The sequence below is a fragment of the Pseudohaliea sp. genome, from assembly GCF_054552115.1.
Genome location: NZ_JBTOLW010000013.1, coordinates 41,261 through 62,778, shown reverse-complemented (window position 1 = coordinate 62,778; position 21,518 = coordinate 41,261). Strand labels below are relative to the sequence as shown.

20 protein-coding genes are annotated in these 21,518 nt (G+C 66.9%); all 20 read right to left on the bottom strand.

All coding sequences use genetic code 11. From position 1 onward, the window contains the following. Positions 1 to 78: 78 nt before the first annotated feature. The gene (gene nosZ / locus ACX93N_RS08435) at positions 79 to 2,385 is read right to left on the bottom strand and encodes a Sec-dependent nitrous-oxide reductase (RefSeq protein WP_459427966.1); all 2,307 of its coding nucleotides are present in this window, start codon (positions 2,383 to 2,385) and stop codon (positions 79 to 81) included. A gap of 249 nt (positions 2,386 to 2,634) precedes the next feature. After that, positions 2,635 to 3,069: an RrF2 family transcriptional regulator gene (locus ACX93N_RS08430; protein ID WP_459427965.1), complete on the bottom strand. Its 435-nt coding sequence runs from the start codon at positions 3,067 to 3,069 to the stop codon at positions 2,635 to 2,637. Then, entirely contained in the window at positions 3,069 to 4,217 is a 1,149-nt protein-coding gene (locus ACX93N_RS08425) for an NnrS family protein (RefSeq protein WP_459427964.1), read from the bottom strand. The genes ACX93N_RS08430 and ACX93N_RS08425 overlap by 1 nt, the downstream gene beginning before the upstream one ends. A gap of 175 nt (positions 4,218 to 4,392) precedes the next feature. Continuing rightward, positions 4,393 to 4,602, bottom strand: a complete 210-nt coding sequence (locus tag ACX93N_RS08420) for an NnrU family protein (RefSeq protein WP_459427963.1) — start codon at positions 4,600 to 4,602, stop codon at positions 4,393 to 4,395. A 144-nt stretch (positions 4,603 to 4,746) separates the two neighbouring features. Further along, positions 4,747 to 6,576: a glutamine--fructose-6-phosphate transaminase (isomerizing) gene (gene glmS / locus ACX93N_RS08415; protein ID WP_459427962.1), complete on the bottom strand. Its 1,830-nt coding sequence runs from the start codon at positions 6,574 to 6,576 to the stop codon at positions 4,747 to 4,749. Positions 6,577 to 6,578: 2 nt separating this feature from the next. Further along, complete coding sequence (glmU, locus tag ACX93N_RS08410; RefSeq protein WP_459427961.1) at positions 6,579 to 7,955, bottom strand: bifunctional UDP-N-acetylglucosamine diphosphorylase/glucosamine-1-phosphate N-acetyltransferase GlmU; 1,377 nt, start codon at positions 7,953 to 7,955, stop codon at positions 6,579 to 6,581. 254 nt (positions 7,956 to 8,209) lie between these two features. Then, on the bottom strand, positions 8,210 to 8,638 hold the full coding sequence (locus ACX93N_RS08405; RefSeq protein ID WP_459427960.1) for a F0F1 ATP synthase subunit epsilon: 429 nt from the start codon (positions 8,636 to 8,638) through the stop codon (positions 8,210 to 8,212). Positions 8,639 to 8,656: 18 nt separating this feature from the next. After that, positions 8,657 to 10,054, bottom strand: coding sequence for a F0F1 ATP synthase subunit beta (gene atpD / locus ACX93N_RS08400; protein WP_459427959.1), 1,398 nt, complete (start codon positions 10,052 to 10,054; stop codon positions 8,657 to 8,659). A 52-nt stretch (positions 10,055 to 10,106) separates the two neighbouring features. Further along, a complete protein-coding gene (gene atpG, locus ACX93N_RS08395) occupies positions 10,107 to 10,970 on the bottom strand; it encodes a F0F1 ATP synthase subunit gamma (RefSeq protein ID WP_459427958.1) in 864 nt (287 codons plus the stop codon). A 15-nt stretch (positions 10,971 to 10,985) separates the two neighbouring features. Next, complete coding sequence (atpA, locus tag ACX93N_RS08390; RefSeq protein ID WP_459427957.1) at positions 10,986 to 12,530, bottom strand: F0F1 ATP synthase subunit alpha; 1,545 nt, start codon at positions 12,528 to 12,530, stop codon at positions 10,986 to 10,988. 16 nt (positions 12,531 to 12,546) lie between these two features. Further along, positions 12,547 to 13,083 carry a F0F1 ATP synthase subunit delta gene (locus tag ACX93N_RS08385; RefSeq protein WP_459427956.1) on the bottom strand — a complete coding sequence of 179 codons (537 nt, stop codon included), beginning with the start codon at positions 13,081 to 13,083 and terminating at the stop codon, positions 12,547 to 12,549. Between the two features lie 12 nt (positions 13,084 to 13,095). Beyond that, positions 13,096 to 13,566: a F0F1 ATP synthase subunit B gene (locus tag ACX93N_RS08380; RefSeq protein WP_459427955.1), complete on the bottom strand. Its 471-nt coding sequence runs from the start codon at positions 13,564 to 13,566 to the stop codon at positions 13,096 to 13,098. Positions 13,567 to 13,640: 74 nt separating this feature from the next. Continuing rightward, positions 13,641 to 13,877: a F0F1 ATP synthase subunit C gene (atpE, locus tag ACX93N_RS08375; RefSeq protein ID WP_035516453.1), complete on the bottom strand. Its 237-nt coding sequence runs from the start codon at positions 13,875 to 13,877 to the stop codon at positions 13,641 to 13,643. 40 nt (positions 13,878 to 13,917) lie between these two features. Next, positions 13,918 to 14,796, bottom strand: coding sequence for a F0F1 ATP synthase subunit A (gene atpB, locus ACX93N_RS08370; protein WP_459427954.1), 879 nt, complete (start codon positions 14,794 to 14,796; stop codon positions 13,918 to 13,920). Positions 14,797 to 14,840: 44 nt separating this feature from the next. Then, on the bottom strand, positions 14,841 to 15,269 hold the full coding sequence (locus tag ACX93N_RS08365; RefSeq protein WP_459427953.1) for an ATP synthase subunit I: 429 nt from the start codon (positions 15,267 to 15,269) through the stop codon (positions 14,841 to 14,843). A gap of 195 nt (positions 15,270 to 15,464) precedes the next feature. Beyond that, positions 15,465 to 16,346: a ParB/RepB/Spo0J family partition protein gene (locus tag ACX93N_RS08360; protein WP_459427952.1), complete on the bottom strand. Its 882-nt coding sequence runs from the start codon at positions 16,344 to 16,346 to the stop codon at positions 15,465 to 15,467. Further along, a complete protein-coding gene (locus ACX93N_RS08355; RefSeq protein WP_459427951.1) occupies positions 16,346 to 17,137 on the bottom strand; it encodes a ParA family protein in 792 nt (263 codons plus the stop codon). The genes ACX93N_RS08360 and ACX93N_RS08355 overlap by 1 nt, the downstream gene beginning before the upstream one ends. Beyond that, positions 17,134 to 17,766 (bottom strand): 16S rRNA (guanine(527)-N(7))-methyltransferase RsmG, encoded by a 633-nt coding sequence (gene rsmG / locus ACX93N_RS08350; protein WP_459427950.1) that lies wholly within the window; start codon positions 17,764 to 17,766, stop codon positions 17,134 to 17,136. Before rsmG ends, ACX93N_RS08355 begins: the two co-directional genes overlap by 4 nt. A gap of 1 nt (position 17,767) precedes the next feature. Then, positions 17,768 to 19,666, bottom strand: coding sequence for a tRNA uridine-5-carboxymethylaminomethyl(34) synthesis enzyme MnmG (mnmG, locus tag ACX93N_RS08345; protein ID WP_459427949.1), 1,899 nt, complete (start codon positions 19,664 to 19,666; stop codon positions 17,768 to 17,770). A 465-nt stretch (positions 19,667 to 20,131) separates the two neighbouring features. Continuing rightward, positions 20,132 to 21,511 (bottom strand): tRNA uridine-5-carboxymethylaminomethyl(34) synthesis GTPase MnmE, encoded by a 1,380-nt coding sequence (mnmE, locus tag ACX93N_RS08340; RefSeq protein WP_459427948.1) that lies wholly within the window; start codon positions 21,509 to 21,511, stop codon positions 20,132 to 20,134. Positions 21,512 to 21,518 lie beyond the last annotated feature (7 nt).

The following is a 21,518-nucleotide window of genomic DNA, read 5'->3' as shown; positions in this document are numbered from 1 at the left end:
TGCCACGGGCGCGCTGCCCGCACAGAAAACGCGGGGGGCCGTTGCCCCCCGCCGGTTGCTACAGCGATACCTCGGAGGTCACTTGACCTTCTTGGCACCGAACTCTTCGAGAGCATTCTTGGCACGCAGGCCGAGGTCCGCTGTCTTCACCTGGTACTGCCACCACTGGTTGGCCCAGAGCATAGCGTTCTGCCAGTCGCTCTGCTTCGCCGCAGCCTCGGACTTCTCGCGGGCGCCCTGGGCGCGGGTGAGCTGGTCCGTGGCGTCTTCCACCAGGGCGACCACCGTCGGGAAGTCCTTGTAGTTGTGGCTGGTGATGTAGGTGACTACCTGGTCGATGACCGCCTGGGTCTCCAGGTTTGTCTTCACCTGCTTCTCGTAGTCCGCCTTGGTGTAGGCCGTGCCTTCCGACATACCGCCGCTGGTGGCCTGGTAGTCCGTGGGCGCAACCAGCAGGTAACCCTGCATCTCCAGGTGCAGCGCGGAGCAGAACTCCGTGCAGTAGTAGGGGAAGACCCCTTCCTGGTCTGCGGTGAAGGTCACCGACGCAGTCTTGCCGGGCTCAATGGACAGCTGTACGTTCTGGCCGTACATGGCGAAGCCATGGGTCTCGTCCTGGGCCCGCTCGAGGTTGGTCAGGTGGATCTTCACCGTGTCGCCGACGCGGGCGTCGATGATTTCCGGCGTGATATGGGAGCGGATCACCGTGCCCCAGACCTCGGTCACGCAGTTGCCGTCCTCGTCACAGGTGCGCTCCGTGCGCTCCCGCCCGGCGCGGGTGGCGAACTCCGAGCGCTGGTCCGTGCGGCTGTCCCAGCCGGACTTGTAGCGAACCCCGGGCTGCAGCTTGTCCGCCTTGATGGCGGCGACGTAGTGAGGCTCGCCGAGCGGCACCGGCATGTCGTAGAGCAGCTTCATCTTGTCACCGCTGATGTCGATCAGCTGGTGATTCTGCGGGTGCAGGGGCCCCACCGGGTTGAAGCGGTCGATAGCCAGCTTGTTGAGCGCCACCAGGTACTTGCCGTCCGGGGAGACCGTGTCACCCTCCATGGTCATAAGGTGACCGACGTTGTAGTGGATGGCGATCTTGTCCAGCACCTCGCCCTGGCAGTAATCCCACTTGGCGACCATGGAGTCGACGTAGAGGGAGGTGTAGGCGATGCACTCGCGGCTGTCAAACTGCGTGTGCAACGGGCCGAGGCCGAGTTCCGCCTGCGCTGCGATCGCATCCTGCATGGCGATAATCGGGATGCCGTACTCGTCCTTCGCCTCGAACTTGCCGGCCTTGATGGCCGCCTGGATCTTCTCGAAGCTGTAGACCGAGGCGTGCGTATCCAGTTTGCCGGAAACGATAATGTGCTTACCATCGGGGGTGACGTCGACACCGTGCGGGCTCTTCACCTCGGGGATGAGGAACATGACCCCCTCTTCCACGGCGACGTCCATGGGCAGGATGTTGCCGCCGTTCACCTTGACGGTCTTGCCCTCCTTGAACAGCGCCTCGGCCTTCTTCCAGTTGATCACGTGTAGAAAATCCGTGTCCTTGGCGGAGCACCCGGCCTCGAAGGGCGGGCGACCGCGCTCGATACCACCCACGTAACGCTCGGAGCAGAAAGAGTTGGTGAAGGACCAGCCGTCGGACGGACCCTTGCCGGCGTCGGAAAGGTCCTGGCTGTAAGGCGGGGCCTCGACGGTAAAGGAGGCTTCCTCGTCAATGCGCCCCGCCTCGCGATCAAACTTCCAGTAGGTAATACCGCCACGGTACTCGTCGTTGAACTCGCCCAGCGGGACAAACTCGTTGCCGAAGGGCGCCGCGTACTGCGCCGCGGTAATCACATACTCCGTGTTGGGTGTAACGAAAGCACCACCGTGCTGGGATTTGAACACCGGGTTGACGACGATCTGCTTGGTCTCGAAGTCGTGCAGGTCGACCACGGCGACACGCGGGTTAGCCTTGTCGTTGATGAACAGCCAACGGCCGTCGTAGTCACCGTCGGTCTCGGAGATAGCGGGGTGGTGCGTGTCGCCGTAATTGATGTCCTTGCCGCGGACCCGGCCCTGAGCGAGGACCGCCTTCGACTCATCGTCGAAGCCGTAGCCCTGCCACGGCTCGGGCGTGAACACACCGATGTACTTGAGAATCCGCATGGATGGAATCCCGTACACCATAACCTGGCCGGACTGGCCACCGGAGCTGAACGCCAGGTACTCGTCGCGACCGCCCGTGGGCGTATAGGTCTTTGCTGCAGCGAGCACGTCTTTCTCGGTGAGCCCGCGCTCTGCCATCACCTCATCCAGCTTGCCCTGGGCAAAGCTGGCGCTCGCCAGGCCGGCGCCGAAGGCAGCGCCGACGACGGTCGTGAGCAGTTTGCGTGTGAATTGCATCTCTGATTTCCCCCCAGAAAAAGGCCTTTGGATCAATGCCGGGCGGGGTGCGCGCAAGCTGCGGGAACACCGCCAGTCAAAGTAGTACACAGGCTATCAGAAGGTCCCCGGGTTGCGAGGCGACCTTTTTGACGCAGATCAAAGACTACCAAGGCTGCGACCGATTGTCGCAGGCCCGGGGCTGGAAAAGCGGCTTCGGCAGGGTCGTTGGCAGGGGTGGAGGGTGAGTGGCTGGCGACCCCGGAAGCGTCAGGTCAGCTTCAGCGAGGCGCGGAGTCCGTCCGTATTGATCGCGCAGATGTCGGCCAGTGTCTGCCGGTCGAGCTCGCTCATGAAGGCTTCGACCGCCTGCGCCAGGGCCCGCGGCAGCGCACAGGCACCCTTGATTGCACAGCGCCCCTCAGGGTGGAAGCACTCGACGAGGTGGTCCACGGTCTCGAGCTGCCGGACCACGGCCCCGATGTTGATCTCCTCGGGCGGCCGCGCCAGCGAGACCCCCCCCTGCTGCCCCCGGGCCGTCTCGACGAAGCCACAGCGCTGCAGCTTCTGCACCACCTTGGTCAGGTGGTGGTGGGAGACATCATAGGCGCCGGCTATGTCCGCCACCCGCACCCGGTCCTCGCTGCACACGGCGAGATAGATCAGCGTCCGCAGCGCATAGTCCGTGTGTTGTGTGAGACGCATCAGCCAGGCCTTCCATCCGGTCTAGGGTTCCAGAGCACCGCGCTGTAGTACCACAGGTACAGGGCGAAGGCCATGAACCAGGTCAGGGCACTCCCGATCACCGCCGGCTGCCAGCCCAGGAGCCCCAGGGCAGCGGCGACGCGGGCGGCGAGCGCCGCCAGCAGCAGCGAGAAAGCCACCACCATGCCCCGGGCGAGTACCAGCGGACGGCCGGTGTGCCCGAGGGACACTCGCGCCATGACCCCGAGAATGGTCACGGCGAGGGCGCCAACGCCGAGCAGGTGCAGCCAGGCGCTGTCGGCGACGAGCCCCGGGGCGGCCAGGCCTCGCAGCACGAGGCCGGGGACGATACAGAGCACACCGAGGTGGAGAATCCAGAGCAGCGGCTCGCGCCAGACGCGCCAGCCGCGCCAGTGCAGTAGCCGCAGCAACAGCAGTGCGGCGCCGGCCAGGGATACGGCCGCAGTCAGGGCCGCCGGCGGCCCCGCGGGTGCGAGGATCGCCCAGGCCTCACCGCCCAGCAGGAGAAGAAAAACGCCGTAGAGCGGCCAGGCCAGCCAGCCCGGGTCGACCACGTCGGCCGCCGTACCCCCGCGCTGGCGCAGCCAGTTGCGGGAGAACGCCGGGGTGATCCGCGATCCCACGAGGACCACGAGCAGGGCACCGAGGAGCAGACCGCCGTGCAGCCAGCGCGCGTCGCCACTGCCGTGGAAAGCGAGGTCGCACAGCCAGAACAGGGTGAGGGCGGCGAGCAGCGGCAGCTGGCGCCACTGGCGCACGCGCACAATGGGCCGGGCCGCGGCGAGGATCACCAGCGGCAGGAAAGCGAGGTCCGCCAGCTGCACGAACAGCGGCGAGGCACCGGCGGCAGTGGCGAGGCGCGGCAACAGCCAGAGCGCGTACAGCCCAAGGAGCGGCAGCCCGGCCACCGGATCGCTGTCGGTCCAGCGGCACACGGCAGTGAGCAGGAAGCCCGCGATGGCCGCGGAAAGGAAACCGTAGAGTAGCTCGTGCGCGTGCCAGGCCGGGTGCATCGACGCGGGGACCGCACCGGTCACGGCCGCCGCCCACCACGGTACCGCCAGCGCCGCGAGCAGGGCCGCGGACAGAAAGAAGATTCTGAACGGGTAGGCGAAAAGCTGCCTCATGGGTTCGCCTGTCATGACTGGCTATTCCTCGCGGTGTCGTTGACGGACGTGGCGACCGGTGCGAGACCTCAAAGTAGCATTCGGCTTACCATTTTGGGAAGAGCCACCATGTACACGACCGCCCTCATTGTCCACGTCCTCGCCGCCACCATTCGGACCGGCGGCCGCCTCGTACTCACCCTGGGCATTCTCCCGGGTGCGCTCCGCAAGCGCTCGCCCGGCAGCTGCGCTGTCGCTTGCGGTCCAGGGCGCGCATACCGACGAGGCAGAAGACCGCCATGGCGGCGAAGAACAGCGCGGTGGCCAGCTCGCCGTTCGGCGGGATATGAGCCAGGGCCCAGAGCGGGAAGGCGAACAGCAGCGGATGGCGTTGCACGCCCGCCACGCCGGGCGCGCACCGGCGGGCGCGCGGGGACGACGTGGGCGAGCACGAACACAGCGAGGGCGATCGCGAACTGCGCCTAGCTGCCGTTCTCTGTCATGACGAACCTCCCGGCCGCTGCGCCGGATGCGGCGCAGCCCGCGAGCCCTACTCCACGGTAACGGACTTGGCCAGGTTGCGCGGCTTGTCGACGTCCGTGCCCTTGTGCACGGCGACGTGGTAAGCCAGCAGCTGCAGGGCGACCGTGTAGATGATCGGGTTCAGCACCGACGGGGCGTGGGGCATGGGCAGGACGTGGATGCCGGGCGCATCGCTGAAGCCGGCATTGCCATCGGCGAACACGTACAGCTCGCCGCCGCGGGAGCGGACCTCCTCCAGGTTTGACTTGAGCTTGTCCAGCAGGTCGTCCGTGGGCGCCACGGCGACCACGGGCATGTCCGCGTCCACCAGCGCCAGCGGCCCGTGCTTGAGTTCGCCGGCGGGGTAGGCCTCGGCGTGGATGTAGGAGATTTCCTTGAGCTTGAGGGCCCCTTCCAGGGCAATCGGGTACTCGATGCCACGGCCCAGGAACAGGGCGTGATGCTTCTGGATGAAAGCCCCGGCGAGCCCCTCGATGGCACTGTCCAGCGCAAGTACCTGCTCGACCAGGTCCGGCAGGGCGCGCAGGCCGTCGATGAGCGCCTGCTGCTGCACCTCGGCCATACCCCGGCGCCGGCCGAGGGCGATCGTGAGCATGAGCAGCGCGACGAGCTGGGTGGTAAAGGCCTTGGTGGAGGCCACGCCGATCTCGGTGCCGGCCCGGGTCAGGAACTTGAGATCGCTTTCGCGCACCAGCGAGCTGTTGTCGACGTTGGCGATCACGAGGCTGGCGATGAACTCGCCGGGAGCCGCGTGGCGCAGCGCCGCCAGCGTGTCCGCTGTCTCCCCGGACTGGGACACGGTCACCAGCAGCGTGTCCGGGTGCTGCACCCGCTGCCGGTAGCGGAATTCCGAGGCGACCTCGACCTGGCAGGGCATGCCGGCCAGCTCCTCCAGCCAGTAGCGGGCCACGAGCCCCGCGTGGTAGCTCGTTCCGCAGGCCACGATCTGCACGGCCCGGGTCCGGTCGAAGGCCGCGGCGGCACCCTCACCGAAAACCGCGTCGTGGATCGAGCCGCCGTCACCCGCAGTGAAGGTCGCGGCCAGTGCCTGGGGCTGCTCGTGGATCTCCTTGAGCATGTAGTGCTCGTAGTCGCCGAGATCCACGGTCTCGATGCCGCTGGCGATGCGCTTGACCGGCCGCTCGACGGCGAAGCCATCGGCGGCGACGACGCGCAGGGAGGCGGCGGTGAGTTCGACCACGTCCCCTTCCTCGAGATAGATGAAGCGGTCCGTCACCTGGCGCAGGGCCAGCGTATCGGAGGCGAGGAAGTTCTCGCCGATGCCGACGCCGAGCACCAGCGGGCTGCCCTCGCGGGCAGCAACCACCGTACCGGGGTGCTCCCTGTCGACGGCGGCGATGGCATAGGCGCCACGCAGCCGGCCAACGGTGGTGCGCAGCGCATCGAAGAGGCTGTCGCCGCCGGCGAGGGCGCGATGCAGCAGGTGGGCCACCACTTCCGAGTCCGTGGCGGAGACGCAATCGTAGCCTGCCGCGGCCAGCTCTTCGCGCAGTTCCTCGTGATTCTCGATGATGCCGTTGTGGACGAGCGCGACCCTCTCGCTGGAGACATGGGGATGCGCGTTGACCGCCGCCGGCGGCCCGTGCGTCGCCCAGCGCGTGTGGGCCAGGCCCGTGCAGCCGAGGATCGGGTCCAGGGCCTGGGCCTCCTCGAGGCGCGCGACCTTGCCCTGTACCTTGTGCAGCTGCAGCTGCCCCTCGTTGTCGACCAGGGCCATGCCCGCTGAGTCATAGCCGCGGTATTCCAGGCGCCTGAGCCCCTCGAGGAGGATCTCCGATACTTCCCGGCGGGCGGCCGCCGCCACGATGCCACACACGATTAGTGCCCTCCCTTGCCGTCCGGGCCGGCGGCGCCGGGGCGGTGCCAGCCATCGATGTTTCGCTGCCGGCCGCGGCCCACGGCGAGCTGGTCCTCGCCGACATCGCGGGTCACCGTTGAGCCGGCGGCGACGAAACCCCCGTTGGCGACGGCGAGCGGCGCGACCAGGGTGCTGTTGGAACCGATGAAAACGTCGTCGCCGAGGGTCGTGTGATGCTTGGCGACGCCGTCGTAGTTGCAGGTAATCGTGCCGGCGCCGACGTTGACACCCGCACCGAGGGTCGCGTCACCCACGTAGCTCAGGTGGTTGACCTTGCTGCCTGCACCGATTGCTGCCTTCTTCGTTTCGACGAAGTTGCCCACCCGGGACCGGTCGGCCAGCACCGTGCCCGGGCGCAGGCGCGCGTAGGGCCCGACACTGCAGTCGGCACCGACCCGGGCGCCGTCGAGGTGACTGAAGGGATGCAGTTCGCTGCCCGCCTCGACGCTGACGTCGCGCAGCACGCAATAGGGGCCGACGCGCACGCCGTCGCCGAGGGTGACGTCTCCTTCCACGACCACGCCCACGTCGATGAAGACATCGCGGCCGCAGCGCAGGCTGCCGCGCACGTCGAGGCGGGCCGGGTCCGCCAGGGTGACGTCCTCGCGCAGCAGCGCTTCCGCGCAGCGGCGCTGGAACTCGCGCTCGGCGCTCGCCAGCTGAAGCCGGTCATTGATCCCCAGCACGGCGCCGCTGTCGCCGGTGCAGACGGTGTGCACGACCTGGCCGTCGGCCATGGCCAGGGGCAGCACCTCGGGCAGGTAGTACTCGCCCTGAGCGTTGTCATTGGAGACCGCGGGCAGGTAGCGGCGGAGCAGTGCCGCATGAATGGCGAGGACACCGGTATTGATCTCGTCGATGGCCCGCTCCTCATCGCTCGCGTCCCTGTCCTCGACGACGCCGCGGAAGGCGCCGGCCGCATCGCGGCGGATGCGGCCATAACCGGCGGGGTCCGCGACGCGCGCCGTGAGCAGGGCGGTACCTGCCGCCACCAGCTCGCGCACGGGCGCATCGGGCAGCAGCGGCACATCGCCATAGAGCACCAGTACCTGGCCGTCGTCCTCCCGCACCTGCGGCAGGGCCTGCAGCACCGCGTGCCCGGTACCAAGCTGCTCGCGCTGCTCGACCCACTCGACGTCGTCCGCCGCGAGGGCGTCGCGTACCGCGTCGCCACCGTGGCCGACAACCACGCAGATGCGCACCGGTTCGAGACGGCGGGCAAGGTCGAGCACATGGGCGAGCATGGGGCGGCCGGCGACGGGGTGCAGTACCTTGGGCCGGGATGAGCGCATGCGCTTGCCCTGGCCAGCGGCGAGAATGACGACAGTGAGGCTCATGGCGATACCCTGTTTCCCGGCTCGCGACCGGACCGGTTCGAGAGGTCTTCATCTTAGCGGTACACGTCGGCAAAACAACGGCACAGCGGTCCGGCAAAGCACCGGACCGTGCACTGAGTCACAGAGTGCTCAGGACTTGATGACGAGAAGGAGCCGGTGTGTAACCTTTTCCGCCCGGTCGGCCACGCTCTCGCGGTCGGGTGGGAGAAGGAAGGGAAGGGGAGCGCCGCCCCGGGAGGGCGGCGAGGGCGGGGTCAGCCGCGGCCGGCGCGATTGCGCATTTTGCGCAGCGTTGCCAGCTGGGCGGCGGCCTCGGCGAGCTGAGCGGAGGCGCGGCCGTAATCGAAGTCGCCGGACTGGTTGGTCAGGGTCTGTACCGCTTCGCGACGTGCCTCTTCGGCGGCTGCCTCGTCGACGTCATCGGCGCGCAGGGCCGTATCGGCGAGGATCGTCACGACCCCGGGCTGCACCTCGAGAAAACCGCCGGAAACATAGTAGACCTCTTCGTCACCGTGCTGGGTGACGATACGCACAGGGCCGGGGCGGAGGGCGGTCAACAGCGGCGCGTGACCGTAGTTGATCCCCAGCTCGCCCAGCTCGCCGGTGGCGACCAGGGACTCCACCAGCCCGGAGAAAATGCCCTCTTCCGCGCTGACGATGTCGCAGTGAATTGTCATAGCCATGTGCGGCCCTCGCTGACCTTACAGGTTCTTCGCCTTCTCGACGGCTTCCTCGATGGTGCCGACCATATAGAAGGCCTGCTCCGGGAGGTCATCATACTCGCCGGCAAGGATCGCCTTGAAGCTCGAGATCGTATCCTTCAGCGACACGTACTTGCCCGGCGCACCGGTGAAGATCTCGGCCACGTGGAAGGGCTGGGACAGGAAGCGTTCAATCTTCCGCGCGCGTGCCACCGTCAGCTTGTCTTCCTCGGACAGCTCGTCCATGCCCAGGATAGCAATGATGTCCTTGAGCTCCTTGTAACGCTGCAGCACGTTCTGGACGCCACGCGCCGTCTCATAATGCTCGGCGCCGATAAGCAGGGGGTCGAGCTGGCGGGAAGTGGAGTCCAGCGGGTCCACGGCCGGATAGATACCCTTTGCCGCGATATCCCGGGACAGCACCACCGTGGAGTCGAGGTGGGCGAAGGTCGTGGCCGGGGACGGATCCGTGAGGTCGTCCGCGGGTACGTACACGGCCTGGATGGAGGTGATGGAGCCGACCTTGGTGGAGGTGATCCGCTCCTGCAGCACGCCCATTTCCTCGGCCAGGGTCGGCTGGTAGCCAACCGCCGAGGGCATGCGCCCCAGCAGCGCGGACACCTCGGTGCCGGCGAGCGTGTAGCGGTAGATATTGTCGATGAACAGGAGGACATCGCGGCCCTCGTCGCGGAACTTCTCCGCCATGGTCAGGCCGGTCAGGGCCACGCGCAGGCGGTTGCCCGGCGGCTCGTTCATCTGGCCGTAGACCATCGCCACCTTGGAGTTGGCCGGGTTCTCGATGTCCACGACCTTCGACTCCTGCATCTCGTAGTAGAAGTCGTTACCTTCCCGGGTCCGCTCGCCGACACCGGCGAAGACGGAGAGGCCGGAGTGCTGGATGGCGATGTTGTTGATGAGCTCCATCATGTTCACGGTCTTGCCCACGCCGGCGCCGCCGAAGAGGCCGACCTTGCCGCCCTTGGCGAAGGGGCAGACCAGGTCGATGACCTTGATGCCCGTTTCCAGCAGCTCGCTGGAGGCGGCGAGTTCCTCGTAGCTGGGCGCCTCGCGGTGTATCGCGGCGCGCTCCTGCTCGCCGATCGCGCCGCGCTCGTCGATGGGGTTGCCGAGTACGTCCATGATGCGGCCGAGCGTCTCCGCGCCTACGGGGACAGAGATCGGTGCGCCGCTGTTGTCGACGGCCAGCCCGCGCGAGACACCTTCCGAAGAGCCCATGGCGATGGTGCGCACGACGCCGTCCCCCAGCTGCTGCTGCACCTCGAGGGTCAGCCCCTTCTCGGTGACCGTCAGCGCATCGTAGACCTTGGGGACGCTGTCGCGCGGGAACTCCACGTCGATGACCGCGCCGATGATTTGAACGACTCGTCCGCTACTCATGTCCGGATCCTCTGTCTCTGAAAGATTGCCTGGCTCGGGGTGACCGGGGGCGCTAGCTGATGGCTGCAGCGCCGCTCACGATCTCCGAGAGCTCCTGGGTAATGGCCGCCTGGCGGGCCTTGTTGTAGATCAGTTGCAGGTCGTCAATGATCTCGCCGGCATTGTCGGTCGCGTTCTTCATGGCCAGCATGCGCGCCGCCTGCTCGCAGGCCCCGTTTTCCACCACCGCCTGGTAGATCTGCGACTCGACGTAGCGGACCATCAGCCGATCGAGAAGCTCCCGGGCATCGGGCTCGTAGATGTAGTCCCAGTGGTGCTTCATCTCTTCACTGTCATCCGCGGGCAGCGGCAGGAGCTGCTCCACCGTCGGCGTCTGCGTCATGGTATTGACGAACTCGTTGCTGACGAGGAACAGGCGGTCGATGCGCCCCTCGGCGTAGGCGTCGAGCATGGTCTTGACGCCGCCGATGAGATCCTCGAGGGCCGGTTCTTCGCCGATGTCGCGGATCGCTGCCACGACATTGCCGCCGTAGCTGTTGAAAAACGCCGCCGCCTTGGCACCGATGAGCGACAGGTCGATCCCGCAGCCCTGGTCGTCCCAGGCTTTCATGGCGCGGATCGTCGCCTTGAACAGGTTGATATTCAGACCGCCGCAAAGGCCGCGGTCCGTGGCCACGATGATGAAGCCGACGCGCTTCGGCTCGCGCTCTTCCATGTAGACGTGGCGGTACTCCGGCGCCGAGTTGGCCAGGTGCCCGACCACGTCGCGCATACGCCGGGCGTAGGGTTTGCCGACCTCCATGCGATCCTGGGCCTTGCGCATCTTGCTCGCCGCGACCATTTCCATGGCGCTGGTGATCTTCTGCGTGCTCTGGATGCTCGAGATCTTGGTGCGGATTTCCTTACCGACTGCCATCGGGGCCTCCGGGGCTTACCAGGTTTGCGTCGACTTGAAGGACTCGATGGCGCCCTTGAAGGCACCCTCGATCTCGTCGTCCCACGCGCCGGTCTCGACCACCTTGCCCATAAGCTCGCCGTGCTCGGCGTGCATGTAGGCCAGGAGCGCATCCTCGAAGGCGCCGATCTTGTCGACTTCCACATCCTTCAGGAAGCCCTCGTTCGCGGCATAGAGCATGAGTCCCATCTCGGCGATGCTCTGCGGCGAGTACTGCTTCTGCTTCATGAGCTCGGTGACCCGCTCACCGTGGTCCAGCTGCGCCTTGGTGGCCTCGTCCAGGTCCGAGGCGAACTGCGAGAACGCCGCCAGCTCACGGTACTGCGCCAGGGCCGTGCGCACGCCGCCGGAGAGCTTCTTCATGATCTTCGTCTGCGCCGAACCACCGACCCGGGATACAGAGATACCGGCGTTCATGGCCGGGCGGATGCCGGCGTTGAACATGTCGGTCTCGAGGAAAATCTGGCCGTCGGTGATGGAGATCACGTTCGTCGGTACGAAAGCGGACACGTCACCGGCCTGGGTCTCGATCACCGGCAGGGCGGTGAGGGAACCGGTCTTTCCCTTGACCTCGCCCTGGGTGAACTGCTCGACGTAGTCGGCGTTGACCCGCGCGGCGCGTTCCAGCAGCCGCGAGTGCAGGTAGAACACGTCGCCGGGGTAGGCTTCGCGACCCGGCGGGCGGCGCAGCAGCAGGGAGATCTGGCGGTAGGCCCAGGCCTGCTTGGTGAGGTCATCGTAGATGATCAGCGCGTCTTCGCCGCGATCCCGGTAATATTCGCCCATGGTGCACCCGGCAAAGGGCGCCAGGTACTGCATGGCGGCCGGGTCCGAGGCGGTCGCGGCGACCACGATCGTGTGCTCCATGGCGCCGTGCTCCTCGAGCTTGCGCACCACGGCGGCGACCGAGGAGGCCTTCTGGCCGACGGCGACATAGATACACTTGATGCCGGTCCCCTTCTGATTGATGATCGCGTCGACGGCGATGGCGGTCTTGCCGATCTGGCGGTCGCCGATGATCAGCTCGCGCTGGCCGCGGCCGATGGGGACCATGGCGTCGATGGCCTTGAGGCCGATCTGCACCGGCTGGTCGACGGACTGGCGGGCGATAACGCCCGGCGCGACTTTCTCCAGAGCGTCCGTCATCGTCGCTTCGATCGGACCCTTGCCGTCGATCGGGTTGCCGAGGGCGTCGACGACGCGGCCCTGCAGCTCCGGCCCGACCGGTACCTCCAGGATCCGGCCGGTACAGCGGCACGACTGGCCTTCCGCGAGCCCCTTGTAGTCACCCAGGATCACGGCGCCGACCGAGTCGCGCTCGAGGTTCAGGGCCATGCCGTAGAGGCCGCCGTCGAACTCGATCATCTCGCCGTACATCACGTCCTCGAGGCCGTGAATGCGGATGATGCCGTCGGTCACGGAAACGACCGTGCCCTCGTTGCGGGCCTCGGTGCTGACATCGAGCTGATCGATGCGCTGCCGGATGATATCGCTGATTTCCGCGGGATTGAGTTGCTGCATGATCGCTTCCTCGAATTCAGTTTGTCAGTGCGTCGGCCAGCCTGCTCAGCCGGCCGCGCACGGAGCCATCGATGACCGTATCGCCGGCCCGTATCAATACACCCCCCAGCAGCGATGCATCCGTTGCACGGCTCACGAGGACTTCTCGCTGCAGGCGCTTGCCGAGGGCGGCGGCGATGCGCTCGCTCACGTCCTCCGGCAGGTCGAACGCAGAAATGACCTCTACCTCGATCACGCGCTCGCGCTCGGCCTTCAGCGCCTCGAATTGCTGGAGGACCTGCGGCAGCAGCAGCAGACGCCGGTTCGCCGCCATCAGCTCGAGATAGTTCCGCAGCGGCTCGCTCGCGCTGTCTCCGAGCAGGGCAAGGAACCGCTCGCCCTGCTCTGACGCCGTCAGCGACGGATCATCCAGGAGCGCCCGGACCCGCGGGTCGACAGAAACGCCCGCCGCTACCGCGAGCTGTTCCTGCCAGCGGTCCAGCTCGCCCTTCTCGCTCGCGTACTCGAAGGCCGCTCTCGCGTAGGGACGTGCCAGCGTTGTTGGTTCAGCCATCGCGACCTCTCGTCAAAGCTCTGCAGCGAGCTCATCGACCAGCTGCGCGTGCGCCTGCTGGTCAATGGCAGCTCCCAGTATCTTCTCGGCGCCGGCCACGGAGAGCATGGCGACCTGCGCGCGCAGCTGTTCCCGGGCGCGATTGGCTTCCTGGTCGATTTCGGCCTGCGCCGCCGCCTTGACCCGCTCTGCTTCGAGCCGCGCCGTGTCCTTGGCTTCCTCGATAATCTGGGTGGCTCGCCGGTTGGCGGAATCGACGATGCCCGCCGCTTCCTGCTTCGCCTCCTTGAGGCGCTCGAGAGCTTTCTGCTGGGCGATCTCAAGGTCGCGGTTCGCACGATCCGCGGCGGCCAGTCCTTCGGCTATTTTCTTCTCGCGCTCTGCCATGGCGGCGACCAGGGGCGGCCACACATACTTCATGCAGAACCACACGAAGCCGAAGAAAGCGATTGCCTGTCCGATGAGCGTAAGGTTGATATTCACGCCGTGCTCCTCACTGCTGTGGCAGGACCGCCCGAGCGGCGGCCCTGCGCGTCATTGCTTCCAGGGTGAAGGCTTCAGGCCATGCCCGGCGCAACGACGAAGATGAGATACATGGCAAGGCCGACGCCGATAATCGGGATGGCGTCCACGAGGCCGGCGCCGAGGAAGAAGGTGACCTGCAGCTTCGGGGCGAGCTCAGGCTGACGGGCGGAGCCCTCGATAAGCTTGCCGCCGAGCATACCGATACCGATAGCGGCGCCGAGGCCACCAAAGCTGATCATGATCGCAGCGGCGATGAGAACGAGTTCCATGTGTTTCTCCTAGCAGTTGATTACCAAAGGTTAAGGGGGGTCAGTGATCTTCGTGGGCCATGCTCAGGTAGACGATCGTCAGCACCATGAATATGAAGGCCTGCAGGGTGATGATAAGAATGTGGAAGATCGCCCAGCCGATCTGCAACAGGCCGGCGGGTAGCATCCAGGCCACACCGGCACTAAACAGCGCTGCGATCAGGATGAAGATCATCTCGCCAGCATACATGTTGCCGAACAGTCGCAGGGCGAGGGAGAAGGGTTTCGCCAACAGCCCGACGATTTCCATGAACAGGTTCACGGGAATGAGCAGCCAGTGGTTGAACGGGTTCATGGCCAGCTCGCGCGCGAAGCCGAAGCCCTTGACCTTGATCGAGTAGTACAGGATCAGCAACAGGACGCCGATGGACAGGCCGAAAGTGATGTTCGGATCCGTGGACGGCACGATCTTCTGGTACTCGACACCGAGCAGCGCCAGGGTGTGGGGCACCAGGTCGACGGGAACGAGGTCCATGAGATTCATCAGGAACACCCAGACGAAAACGGTCAGGGCGAGGGGCGCAATGAGTGGATTGCGCCCGTGGAAGGTGTCCCGCACCGTGTTGTCGACGAAGCCCACGATCATCTCCACCGCGTTGAGGGCACCGCTGGGCGTCTCGGCACTGGCCCGCTTCGCCATGCGGTGGAAAAACCAGCAGAAGAAAACCCCGAGGCCCAGGGACCAGACCATGGAATCCACGTGAACGGCCGTAAAGCCCATGGCCGCGGCTTCCTCGCCGCCATGGGCCATGACCCAGGCGCCGCCTTCACCGACGATGCTGCCGTCATGGCGTTCATAGCCTGCCGGCAGCTTGCCATAGGTGAGGTTCGTCAGATGGTGGACGATGTACCCGGATACGGTCTGTGTCTCGCCTGCCATGCCAATCACTCTCTGATCGTCGTTCGCCGAGGTTATCTGTCCCGCTACTGATCCGACTGCCCGCGGCGCAGTAGCGTGACGCCGCCCGCGACCTGCACGAGCAGCATGGCGGCAAAGCCGCCGAAAACGGCCAGCGGTACCACCGGCCGCAACAGCGCGAAAACCAGGGCAAACCCCACAGCGCTGAGGAGGAACTTGCCCGCTGCTGCAGAGTACCCGACGCCCGCCGCTTCGGCGCCGCGCCGCCCTCCGCGCCCGAACATCTTCACGGCGAACCAGGCCTGCGGCAAGGCACTGCAGCAGGCTCCGGCGACCAGGGACACCGTCGTCGCGGTATCCGCCAACGCCAGGGTCACGATAGACAGGAAACCGAGGACCGCCAGCTGGACCAGCGTGATGCGGTAAACCGGTGGCGGCTTCAGCCTGGCCCCTGTCGGCGCGGTCCCGCTCGCTCCCCCTTTGCCGTCAGCCACGCAAGTGGGTCCTCGTTTCGGGCGCGCGCATTATAGGGGGTATGCGGGGGCCCATCAACCGAGCGAGCGCACACCCGGCGACGCATTTTCCGTCACCGTAGCTGCAAGCACAGCATGTGGGGGTCTACAGGACCCACGGGCGCATGATATGCCTGAAACAGCCGTGTATAAAGAAGGAAGATAGTGCCTATCGACCTACTGGATGTGGCCGAGGATACCGTCCAGTTCCTCCAGGCTGCCGTAGGACAGCACGAGCTTGCCCTTGCCACCCTTGCCGTGCTGGATCTGGACCCGGGTGCCCAGCCGCTCCGAAAGATCATCCTGGAGCCGGCGGATGTCCGGGTCGAGCGCCGGCTTCTCTTCCGGCCCGCGTTCCGCTTCCGCCAGCAGGCGCCGGACCAGGGCCTCGGCCTGGCGCACGGACAGACCCCGCGCGGCTACCTGGCGGGCCGCCTGGCACTGCGCCGCACCGGCCAGGGACAGCAGGCAGCGCGCGTGGCCCATATCGATGTCGCCGTGCTCGAGCAAAGTCCGTACCTCGGGCTCCAGGCTCATCAGGCGCAGCAGGTTGGCAACGGTCGAACGCGACTTGCCGACGGCCTGGGCCACTTCCTGCTGCGTGAGATCGAATTCCCGCTGCAGCCGCTGCAGTGCCACCGCTTCCTCGATCGGGTTCAGGTCCTCGCGCTGGATGTTCTCGATGAGGGCCATGGCAATGGCCGCCTCGTCGGTGACATCGCGCACCAGGGCGGGGATCTCGCCAAGCCCCGCGAGCTGGGCGGCGCGCCAGCGGCGCTCGCCGGCAATGATCTCGTAGCGCTTGTCGGAAATCGGCCGGATCACGATGGGCTGCATGAGCCCCTGGGCCTTGATGCTGTCGGCCAGCTCCTGCAGGGACTCGGGCTCGATGTCCTTGCGCGGCTGGTACTTGCCGCGCTGGATCAGGTCGACGGGAACGTCCCGCAGCTCGCCGTCGCTGTCCACCCCGGCCGCGGCCGGTTCGCGCTTCGACGACGCGGCGGAGGACGACAGCAGGGCATCGAGGCCCCGGCCCATGCGCGCTTTTCTGCCAGCCATCAGTCAGGCCCTCCCGCTTCGGCGAGGCGTTCCTCGCGGCGGATCATCTCTCCCGCCAGGGCCAGGTAGGCCCGGGACCCGCGGGAATACTTGTCGTAATACATCGCCGGCATGCCGTGGCTGGGCGCCTCCGCGAGGCGGACGTTGCGCGGCACCACGGTGCGGAACACCCGGTCACCGAAGTGTTCGTGCAGCTGCGAGGAAACCTCGTTGGTCAGGCTGTTGCGCGGGTCGTACATGGTGCGCAGGATACCCTCGACCTCGAGCGCCGGGTTCACGCTCTCGGCCACCCGGCGGATCGTGTCGAGGAGTGCGGACAACCCCTCGAGAGCGAAGTACTCGCACTGCATGGCGACAATAACGCCATCGGCGGCGACCAGCCCGTTCACCGTGAGCATGTTCAGGGACGGCGGGCAGTCGACGAGAATGTAGTCGTAATCGTCGGTGACCCGGGCGAGGCTCGCCCGCAGCCGCCGCTCGCGCCCGTCCACCTGCAGGAGCTCGACCTCCGCCGCGGTGAGATCGCCGTTCGCCGGCAGCACGTCGAAGCCCGCCTCTCCGGCAGTGCAGCGGACCTCCGCCACCGGGGCCTGGTGGACGAGCACGTCGTAGATGCTCTGCTCGATGGCATACTTGTCGACGCCGCAGCCCATGGTGGCGTTGCCCTGCGGATCGAGGTCAACGAGCATGACACGCTTCCTCATCGCGGCCAGGGACGCGGCGAGGTTGACGCAAGTCGTGGTCTTGCCGACGCCGCCCTTCTGATTCGCGATGGCGATGGTTCGTGTCACGCGCTGGTCTCCGGCCGCAGGGTGATCAGGGAGCGCTGCTCGTCGAGGCCGGGGACGGTGAGGGCCGTCACCGCCGCCCGGTAGCCCAGGGCCTCGGCCGCCGCCAGCTCGTCGGCGGTCACCTGCGCCTTCATGGCGTAGAACGAGCCACCGGGAGCGAGCAGGTGAGCGCAGCTCTCCAGCATGGCGGGCAACGCCGCGAAGGCCCGGCTCAGGACGCCCGTGTAAGGCCGTTCCGGCCGGTGCGTTTCCGCACGCTCCGACACGATGCGTATGTTAGCCAAGGCCAGGGCCGTTTTCACCTGGAACAGGAAACGGGTCTTCTTGCCGTTGCTGTCGAGAAGGCAGTAGCCATGGGACGGCGCTGCAAGGGCCAGCGGGATTCCCGGCAGCCCGGGACCGGTACCGACATCGATGAACGAGCCGGTGGCGGGCAGGTGGGGCAGCACGGCCAGGCTGTCGAGGAGGTGGCGGGTTACCATGGTACCCCGCTCCCGCACCGCGGTGAGATTGTAGGCCCGGTTCCATTTCTCGAGGAGATCGAGATAGGACGACAAGGCCGCCAGGGTTGCCGGCGGGAGCGTCAGCCCCAGCGCGGCACAGCCCGCTGCCAGCGCCGGGTCACGCACCTCAGGCGCTGATCCGGGCCGCAGCGCGCGCCTGGCCCTCGCGCTTCTTCAGGTGTACGAGCAGCAGGGAAATCGCGGCCGGGGTCACGCCCGGTACCCGGCCCGCCTGGCCGAGGGTCGCCGGCCGCGCATCGGCGAGCTTGCCGCGAACCTCGTGGGACAGTCCGTCGACGGCGGCGTAGTCCAGGTCCTCCGGCAGCGCCAGGCTCTCGTGCCGGGCCAGGCGAGCGATCTCCTCGGCCTGGCGCTCGATGTAGCCTGCGTATTTCGCCTGGATCGTCACCTGCTCGGCAACCTGGGGGTCTTCCACCGCACCTTCGGCGAGCGGTGCAATCGCCGGGTAATCCAGCTGCGGGCGCTTGAGAAGATCAGCAAGTGCATACTCACGCTTCAGCTCACTGCCCAGCTTTTCTTCCAGCTGGCGGGCCGCCGGCGTGCCGGGATGGAGGAACGTCGTGCGCAGGCGCTGCTGCTCGCGCTCGATCGCTTCCCGCTTGGCCTCGAAGCGGGCCCAGCGGTCATCGTCGACAAGCCCCAGTGCACGCCCCGTCGCGGTCAGGCGCAGGTCCGCGTTGTCTTCCCGGAGCAGGAGGCGGTACTCGGCACGGGAGGTGAACATGCGGTAGGGCTCGCGGGTCCCCAGGGTGATGAGGTCATCCACCAGTACGCCGAGGTAGGCCTCGTCGCGGCGAGGGCACCAGGGCGTTTCGCCGCGCACGCGGCGGGCGGCGTTGATACCGGCGAGGAGCCCCTGGGCGGCAGCTTCCTCGTAACCGGTGGTGCCATTGATCTGCCCGGCGAAGAAAAGCCCCTCGAGCGGGCGCGTCTCCAGGGAGGGACGGAGGTCCCTCGGGTCGAAGAAATCATACTCGATCGCGTAGCCGGGGCGCGTGATCACCGCGTTCTCGAAGCCGGCGAGGGAGCGCACGAATTCCAGCTGTACATCGAAGGGGAGGCTGGTGGAAATGCCGTTCGGATAGAGCTCCGGGGTGTCGAGGCCCTCGGGCTCGACGAACACCTGGTGCGCGTCCTTGTCCGCGAAGCGGTGGATCTTGTCCTCGATGCTCGGGCAATAGCGCGGGCCGGTGCCCTCGATGACCCCGGAGTACATGGGCGACCGGTCGAGGTTCGCGCGGATGATGTCGTGCGTGTGCGCGTTGGTGTACGCGACCCAGCAGCAGCGCTGCTCGGGGTGCGTCGCCGGATCACCGAGGAAGGACATGACCGGTCGCGGTTCATCGCCCCACTGCTGCTCGAGGGAGGCGAGATCCACGGAGCGGGCATCGATGCGAGGCGGGGTGCCTGTTTTCAGCCGGTCGACGCGGAAAGGCAGCTCGCGCAGGCGCCGGGCGAGGGCGGTGGCCGGGGCGTCGCCGGCGCGGCCGCCGCTCGAGCTCTCGAGGCCGATATGCAGGCGCCCGCCGAGGAAAGTCCCGGTGGCCAGCACGACCGCATCGGCATAAAAATCCAGACCCATGGCCGTACGCGCCCCAACGACCCGGTCGCCCGACAGCAGCAGGTCATCCACCGGCTGCTGGAAGATCTGCAGGCCCGGCTGTGCCTGCAGGATGCCGCGGATTGCCCCGCGGTAGAGGACGCGGTCGGCCTGGGCCCGGGTCGCGCGCACCGCAGGCCCCTTGCGCGCGTTGAGTACGCGGAACTGGATCCCCGCATGGTCCGTGGCCATACCCATGGCGCCGCCGAGGGCGTCGACTTCACGCACGAGGTGGCTCTTGCCGATCCCGCCGATGGCCGGATTGCAGGACATCTGCCCGAGCGTATCGATGCTGTGGGTCAGTAACAGCGTCCGGCAGCCCATGCGTGCGGCAGCCAGGCACGCCTCGGTCCCGGCGTGGCCACCGCCGATTACGATCACGTCAAAACTGTCCGGGTAACGCATGGTGCCGTACCTGCGCCGCTACGAGACGCGCGGAAAGGGCTCCGGATTATACGGGCGTGCTGCCGTTCCGCCAAACGGGAACTCAACTTACAGGAGAAGGTAGATAAATAACGTATTGGGTAAGTATTGAAGAGTTATTGTTGTAACTACTGGCCTTGCCAGATTCCGGGGACAACCCGTTTTTTTGCTTGCCCGGCCGGGACTTGCGTGCGGGAAAGGCCTGTTTGCAGTACCGGTATGGCCCCGTGGCAGGCTGGGTACCGGGTGTGGAGCATTCCTCGGGGCCGATGGGGCGGTGGATAAGCCGACGCGCTGTCCACCGCTTGTCCGGTCGCCGTTACCGCGCTGGCCACAGGTGGTCCGGTGCTGTGGACAGGTATCGAGAACGGTTGTGGAGAGGGTGTGGACGAGCCGGGGACGGTGGTTGCGCCGGCCCGTTTTCTGTACAGGGCTGTGGACAGCGTGTTACTTGCCGATGCAAAAGCTGGAGAAAATCTCGCCGAGCAGGTCATCGCTGCTGACCTTGCCGGTAATTTCCCCGAGGCAGGCCTGCACGTAACGGAGGTCTTCGGCGACGAGTTCGCCGGCGCCGCTGTCTGCGAGCTGTGCCCGCGCGTCGTCAAGGTGGGCGCCGGCGCGGTCCAGGGCATCGAGGTGCCGGCGTCGCGCGCTGAAGGTACTCTCCCCGGCAGCCGCCAGCCCGACGCTGTCGCGCAGGTGTTCCCGCAGGAGCGACAGCCCTGCCCCGCTCTGCGCCGACAGCCAGATGTCCGTGCTGTCTTTTGTACTTTCTATGCGCGCGGGGGTGCCGGAGAGGTCGACCTTGTTGTGAACGCGGGTCACCGGCGTACCCGGCGGCGGTGGTTCCACCCCTTCCGGCAGCAGGTCGGCGAGCCGGGGCGGTGCCCCGCCGGCACTATCGTCGACAACAAGGATCACCCGGTCGGCGCTGGCGATCTCGACCATGGCCCGGCGTACGCCCTCCTGTTCGACGGGATCGTCGCTGTCCCGGAGCCCGGCGGTATCGACGATGTGCAGCGGCAGTCCGTGGACCAGGATGTCCTCGCGGAGTACATCCCGGGTGGTGCCCTCGATGGCCGTGACGATGGCGCGTTCCTCGCCGGCCAGGGCATTGAGCAGGCTGGACTTGCCGGCGTTCGGCCGCCCGGCGATCACCAGCTTGAGCCCCTCCCGCAGCAGGCTTCCCTGGCGGGCGCTCTCGCGCACGGCGGCGAGGCGTGCCGCGATGTCCGCCAGCCGGTGCTCGACATCGCCTTCGGCCAGGAAATCCACAGCTTCCTCGTCCGGGAAATCGATAGCGGCTTCGACGTAGACACGCAGGCGGGTGACTGCCTCCACCAGCTCATGAATGCGTTCACTGAAAGCGCCGCTCAGGGAGCGCAGCGCGTTGCGCGCGGCGTCGGCACTGGCACTGTCGATGAGGTCGGCGATCGCCTCGGCCTGAGCCAGGTCGAGCTTGTCGTTCAGGAAGGCGCGGCGGGAGAACTCCCCCGGTTCCGCCGGGCGCGCGCCGCGGGCGCAGGCCGCCTGCAGGAGGAGGTCGAGGACGACCGGGCTGCCGTGGCAGTTGAGTTCGACAACGTCTTCCCCGGTGAAGGAGTGGGGACCGGGGAAATAGAGGGCGAGGCCGTCGTCGATGCGCGCGCCATTGCCGTCGAGGAAATCCGCGCGGTGCGCGTAGCGGGCCCGGAAGCGGTCGCGACCGGTCAGCAGCCTCGCGATGGTGAGGGCGCCGGGCCCTGAAAGGCGCAGGATGCCGATACCGCCGCGACCGGCCGCCGTGGCGACGGCGGCGATCGTGTCTTCAGGCGGGGCACCGGCCACGGGCGCC

Coding starts and splice junctions, on each gene's coding strand:
- ACX93N_RS08430 (WP_459427965.1), bottom strand. CDS start 3,069: ATGCGTCTCACACAACACACGGACTATGCGCTGCGGACGCTGATCTAT.
- ACX93N_RS08425 (WP_459427964.1), bottom strand. CDS start 4,217: ATGAGGCAGCTTTTCGCCTACCCGTTCAGAATCTTCTTTCTGTCCGCG.
- atpB (WP_459427954.1), bottom strand. CDS start 14,796: ATGGCAGGCGAGACACAGACCGTATCCGGGTACATCGTCCACCATCTG.
- atpG (WP_459427958.1), bottom strand. CDS start 10,970: ATGGCAGTCGGTAAGGAAATCCGCACCAAGATCTCGAGCATCCAGAGC.
- nosZ (WP_459427966.1), bottom strand. CDS start 2,385: ATGCAATTCACACGCAAACTGCTCACGACCGTCGTCGGCGCTGCCTTC.
- glmU (WP_459427961.1), bottom strand. CDS start 7,955: ATGAGCCTCACTGTCGTCATTCTCGCCGCTGGCCAGGGCAAGCGCATG.
- atpD (WP_459427959.1), bottom strand. CDS start 10,054: ATGAGTAGCGGACGAGTCGTTCAAATCATCGGCGCGGTCATCGACGTG.
- atpE (WP_035516453.1), bottom strand. CDS start 13,877: ATGGAACTCGTTCTCATCGCCGCTGCGATCATGATCAGCTTTGGTGGC.
- ACX93N_RS08405 (WP_459427960.1), bottom strand. CDS start 8,638: ATGGCTATGACAATTCACTGCGACATCGTCAGCGCGGAAGAGGGCATT.
- atpA (WP_459427957.1), bottom strand. CDS start 12,530: ATGCAGCAACTCAATCCCGCGGAAATCAGCGATATCATCCGGCAGCGC.
- ACX93N_RS08360 (WP_459427952.1), bottom strand. CDS start 16,346: ATGGCTGGCAGAAAAGCGCGCATGGGCCGGGGCCTCGATGCCCTGCTG.
- mnmG (WP_459427949.1), bottom strand. CDS start 19,666: ATGCGTTACCCGGACAGTTTTGACGTGATCGTAATCGGCGGTGGCCAC.
- ACX93N_RS08385 (WP_459427956.1), bottom strand. CDS start 13,083: ATGGCTGAACCAACAACGCTGGCACGTCCCTACGCGAGAGCGGCCTTC.